The following is a 4,436-nucleotide window of genomic DNA, read 5'->3' as shown; positions in this document are numbered from 1 at the left end:
CCCGGCGAGCTGCTGGCCATCGTGGGGCGCAGCGGCTCGGGCAAGACCACGCTGGCCAAGATGCTGGTGGGCTTCTACGTGCCCAGCGAGGGCAAGATCACGGTGGACGGCTACGACCTCGGCGTGATCGACAAGGAGTATTACCGCGCGCAGATCGGCTACGTGATGCAGAGCAACCTGCTGTTCTCCGGCACCATCGCCGAGAACATCGCCTGCGGCGACGACAGCCCGGACCGCCGCCACATCGAGGAAGTGGCCAAGATGGCCGACGCGCACGCCTTCATCAGCAAGCTGCCGCTGGGCTACGAGCAGGTGGTGGGCGAGCGCGGCATGGGCTTGTCCGGCGGGCAGATCCAGCGGCTGTGCATTGCGCGCGCGCTGTACCACGACCCGCGCCTGCTGGTGTTCGACGAGGCCACCTCGGCGCTGGACACGCAGTCCGAGAGCAATATCCTCGGCAACATGCAGGACATCCTGCGCGGGCGCACCGCGGTGATCATCGCGCACCGGCTCAGCACGATCATGCGCGCCGACAAGATCCTGGTTTTGTACGAAGGCGGCATCGTGGAGCAGGGGCGGCACGAGGAATTGCTCGAGCGCAAGGGCATGTACTACCAGCTGGTGCAGAAGCAGTTGAGCGCGGCCTGAACATGGCTTGAGCATGGCTTGAGCGTCGGCGCGCAGGGGGAGGGCGAGATGAAGTTGTTCAACCAGGGCGGCGCGGTCGGCAGCACCCTGTCCTACGCCGGGCTGATCGAGAAGATCGAGATCCTGCGCTCCACGCTGCGCTGGGCCTCCAGGCTCGAGCGCGCCGACATCGAGAAGCTGCTCAAGCAGGCCACCACGCTGCGCGACGAGGTGATGCAGCTGTCGCACAAGGAGCGCTTCGTGCAGGCCGCGGTGGCCGAGCCGGCCGAGCCCGAGCCGGCGGCCGATCTGGGCCCGCGCGAGCGCCGCCAGGCGCTGCTGGAGCGCAGCTTCATCTTCGAGGGCACGTTCGGCGACAACCCCAAGCTGCTGGAGGCGCTGGAGATCGCCGAGAAGGCCGCGCCGACGCACCTGCCGGTGCTGATCGACGGCGAGAGCGGCACCGGCAAGGAGCTCATGGCCAAGGTGATCCATGCCAACGGCTCGCGCACCGACAAGCCGTTCATCTCGGTGAACTGCGGGGCGATTCCCGAGAACCTGATCGAGTCCGAGCTGTTCGGCCACAAGAAGGGCGCCTTCACCGGCGCGGCCAGCGACCGGCGCGGCAAGTTCGAGAGCGCGCACACCGGCACCATTTTCCTCGACGAGATCGGCGAGCTGCCGCTCACCGGGCAGGTCAAGCTGCTGCGCGTGCTGGAGGCGCACGAGATCCAGCGGGTCGGCTCGGACGAGACCATCTCGGTGGACACGCGCATCGTGGCGGCGACCAACCGCGACCTGCGGCGCTTGAGCGAGGAGGGCAAGTTCCGCGAAGACCTGTTCTACCGCCTCAGCGTGATCCACGTCACGCTGCCGCCGCTGCGCGAGCGCCGCGACGAGATCGCGCTGCTGGTGGCGTTCTTCGGCGACGAGGCGGCCGGCTCGCTCAAGCGCCGCCCGGTCAAGCTGACGCCGCGCCTGCGCGATTTCCTCATGAATTACGCCTACCCGGGCAATATCCGCGAGCTGCGCAACCTGATGTACCGGGTCTCGTGCCTGGCCGGCGATACCGCCGACCTCGAGCACCTGCCGCAGGACATCCGGCCGCGGGCGGCCGGCCCCGCGCTGGTGGCGGGCGGGGTGGCGGCGGCCGGCGGCGTGGACGCGACCACCGCGACCTCGCTCAGCGAAGCCAAGCGCGCCGCCAGCGACGAGGCCGAGCGCGCCTTCCTCGAACGCGGCCTGCACGAAGTGGGCGGCACCGTGGCGGAGCTGGCCAGGCGCTTCGACATGAACCGCTCGCACCTGCAGATGCTGCTCAAGAAGCACGGCATCCATTCGAAGGATTTCCGCCACCAGGCCGCGCAGAGCGGCAAGGCGGGATAGGGGAATGGCCGGCCCCGCGCCTAGAGCGCGGGATTCACCATTGTCTTGTCGTTGGCGTAGAGGTCTTCGGCGCGCGCCACCACGGCGGAGATATTGTCGTGGCCGCCGCGCTCCAGCGCCGCCGTCACCAGGGCCTGCGCGGCCAGTTCGCAGTCGCCGCAGGCCAGGAAGCCGGCGATCTCCGGGTCGCGCAGCTCGTTGCTGATGCCGTCGCTGCACAGCAGGAACATGTCGCCGTCGGCCGCCTCCATCCAGGTCTGCTCCAGTTCCAGCGAGGCATTCGCGCCCACCGCGCGCGTGATGGTGTTGTGCGCCGGATGGTGGAGCGCTTCCTCCGCCGTGATCAGGCCGCGCGCCTTGAGCTCCTCCACGCGGCTGTGGTCGCGCGTCAACTGGGTCAGGTGCGCGTCGCGGTACAGGTAGATGCGGCTGTCGCCGGCCCACAGACAGCCGCAGAAACGCTCGCAGGCCATCAGCACGACCACGGTGCTGCCGATGCGCCGCACCTGCCGGCGCGTGGCCTCGGCCAGCAGCGCGCGGTTGACTTCCAGCAGCGCCGCGCGCGCATCGTCGAGCAGGCCTTCCAGGCTGCGCGGCTCGCCCAGCCGGTCCAGCGTTTCCACCACCAGGTTGCTGGCATAGTCGCCCACCGCGTGGCCGCCCATGCCGTCGGCCACGACCCAGAGCCCGCGCTCGGGCCGGGACAGGCAGGCATCTTCGTTGCGCTCGCGCACCAGGCCGACGTCGGTGCGCGCGGCTGAAGTCCAGCGGAATTGCGATGCACAGGTCACGATCGTCTCCGTTGCGCGGGCCGGCCGGCGCGCGCCGCGCGGCCCGGTCGCATGGACGCGGGCGCGGCCGCGCGTCGCGCTCCGGGCGGGCTCAGATGTGCCCGTCGTTGCGCGCGCCTTGTCCCGCCTGCACATTGATGTTCGCGCCCGGTGCCGAATTGCGAACGTCGATGTTCTGGAACTGATTCACCATCTGATCAGCATAGAAGCTGTTGTTGATCTCGTAAAAGTTGACGACGGGGCCGAGGCTCGGCCTGGCCGGCTGGTAGGGCTGGATCCAGCCGAATACCCAGGGCGCGCCGCCGCCGCGGATGGCCGACATGGCGCGTCCGTCGAGCGTGCGGTCGTTGTAGAGGTCGTGGATGGCGAGCGATGCCATGATCGGTCTCCGGTGGTGGTTGCGGGATGGTTGCGCGATGGCCATGATGCCGTCCCCCTTCCATCAGCAAGGCGCATGCCAGTGCGGCGCCGGCATCCGGCGCGCGCGCCGCGCCAGCCCGGAACCGCCAGCCGGCGCGGCCTGCGGCCCGGCGTGGGCCGATGCGGCGCGTGGCCGCGCGCGCTGGCGAGTTGGCGGTGCGCCAACATGGGCGCCGGAACTGGTGGCTGCGGCCCGTCTGTTTCCGTGCCGCGCCGCGCGTTCGCGCAATGGCGGTTTCGGTGTGCTTGGGATTCGCGTCGGCGCGGCGCGTCCGCTTGCCGCCGGGCGCGCGCAGTGACGGCGCGTGGCCAACACAAAGCGCGCCGGGATGTTGGGCTGCCCACGACATTCTTGTGGCGCCGGTCCCGCCGTTTTTCCCGCTTTCCCTGATGACGCCTGGGCCGGTGGCCGATGGCACGGTTGATGCGGATATGGCTGCAATCAGCAGGCAATGCCTGCAGCAAGCAAACAGATCCGAGGCCGCCATGAACCACCAAGACCAACGCCACGACGAAGCCGACTATCCGCTCGGCGCGCACCTCGTCACCGAACGCCGCGGCTACGCCCATCACGGCATCTACATCGGCGAGGGCAAGGTGGTCCACTACGCCGGGTTCGCCGGCTCGCTGCATCGCGGCCCGGTGGAAGAAGTGAGCCTCGAACACTTCGCCGCCGGCCACGCGGTCAGCGTCAAGGCCAACCCCTGCGCCCGCTACGTCGGCCGCGAAGCCGTCGCGCGCGCCCGCTCCCGCCTTGGCGAAGACGACTACCGCCTGCTCACCAACAACTGCGAGCACTTCTGCTCGTGGTGCCTGCTGGGCCAAGCCCGCAGCGAGCAGGTCGAAGCGTGCCTGCACCATCCGGCCGTGGCGGTGCACACGGTCGTGGTCCTGCTCAGGACGCTGATCGAAACCGAATGGCGCGGCGCTCACTTCGGCGCCCGCATCGCCTGAACCTGCCAGGAGACTGACATGCAAACGACCCGGGTATCCCTGCGCGGACTGATCGACAAGTGGCTCGGCGCGCGGCTGGCCGCGCCGGCGCGCATCACGCGCGTGCGCGGCGCGCGCGCCGGGCAGGGCGGCTGCGTGCGGGTGGAGGTGGCGGGCCCGTCCGGCCAGCTCTCGATGTTCTTCTTCCGGCATGGCGACTGCGGCTGGTGCGTGTTCCCGCCGTCGCTGAATGCGGCTTGACGGCCCGCCCCGGCCGGC

The 4,436-nt window shown here is 69.8% G+C and carries 7 protein-coding genes; 5 read left to right on the top strand and 2 right to left on the bottom strand.

The genetic code is table 11. The features are described from left to right. Nucleotides 1-648, top strand: a 648-nt coding sequence (locus tag K206_RS39735) for an ATP-binding cassette domain-containing protein (RefSeq protein ID WP_043367386.1), incomplete at its 5' end; no start/stop codon positions are given. Between the two features lie 48 nt (nucleotides 649-696). After that, nucleotides 697-2,013, top strand: coding sequence for a sigma-54-dependent Fis family transcriptional regulator (locus K206_RS0130515; protein ID WP_029044264.1), 1,317 nt, complete (start codon nucleotides 697-699; stop codon nucleotides 2,011-2,013). 20 nt (nucleotides 2,014-2,033) lie between these two features. Here the strand turns inward: K206_RS0130515 and K206_RS0130510 are convergent, their stop codons facing one another. Both K206_RS0130510 and K206_RS0130505 read right to left on the bottom strand, forming a co-directional pair. Next, on the bottom strand, nucleotides 2,034-2,804 hold the full coding sequence (locus K206_RS0130510) for a PP2C family serine/threonine-protein phosphatase (protein WP_020206118.1): 771 nt from the start codon (nucleotides 2,802-2,804) through the stop codon (nucleotides 2,034-2,036). Nucleotides 2,805-2,895: 91 nt separating this feature from the next. Beyond that, nucleotides 2,896-3,183 carry a hypothetical protein gene (locus K206_RS0130505; protein ID WP_020206117.1) on the bottom strand — a complete coding sequence of 96 codons (288 nt, stop codon included), beginning with the start codon at nucleotides 3,181-3,183 and terminating at the stop codon, nucleotides 2,896-2,898. Here K206_RS0130505 and K206_RS43260 point away from each other — a divergent pair. From K206_RS43260 to K206_RS0130495, 3 genes are all read left to right on the top strand, one after another. Then, the gene (locus K206_RS43260) at nucleotides 3,167-3,523 is read left to right on the top strand and encodes a hypothetical protein (protein ID WP_155888348.1); all 357 of its coding nucleotides are present in this window, start codon (nucleotides 3,167-3,169) and stop codon (nucleotides 3,521-3,523) included. The two genes, K206_RS0130505 and K206_RS43260, sit on opposite strands and share 17 nt — an antisense overlap. Before the next feature lie 187 nt (nucleotides 3,524-3,710). Beyond that, nucleotides 3,711-4,178 (top strand): lecithin retinol acyltransferase family protein, encoded by a 468-nt coding sequence (locus tag K206_RS0130500; RefSeq protein WP_020206116.1) that lies wholly within the window; start codon nucleotides 3,711-3,713, stop codon nucleotides 4,176-4,178. An 18-nt stretch (nucleotides 4,179-4,196) separates the two neighbouring features. Then, complete coding sequence (locus K206_RS0130495; RefSeq protein ID WP_020206115.1) at nucleotides 4,197-4,418, top strand: hypothetical protein; 222 nt, start codon at nucleotides 4,197-4,199, stop codon at nucleotides 4,416-4,418. The last annotated feature ends 18 nt before the right edge of the window (nucleotides 4,419-4,436 follow it).

The organism is Cupriavidus sp. WS (genome assembly GCF_000395345.1).
GTDB classification, from domain to species: domain Bacteria; phylum Pseudomonadota; class Gammaproteobacteria; order Burkholderiales; family Burkholderiaceae; genus Cupriavidus; species Cupriavidus basilensis_B.
The sequence above is the reverse complement of the archived record's forward strand: the minus strand, read 5'-3'. Positions and strand labels throughout refer to the sequence as shown.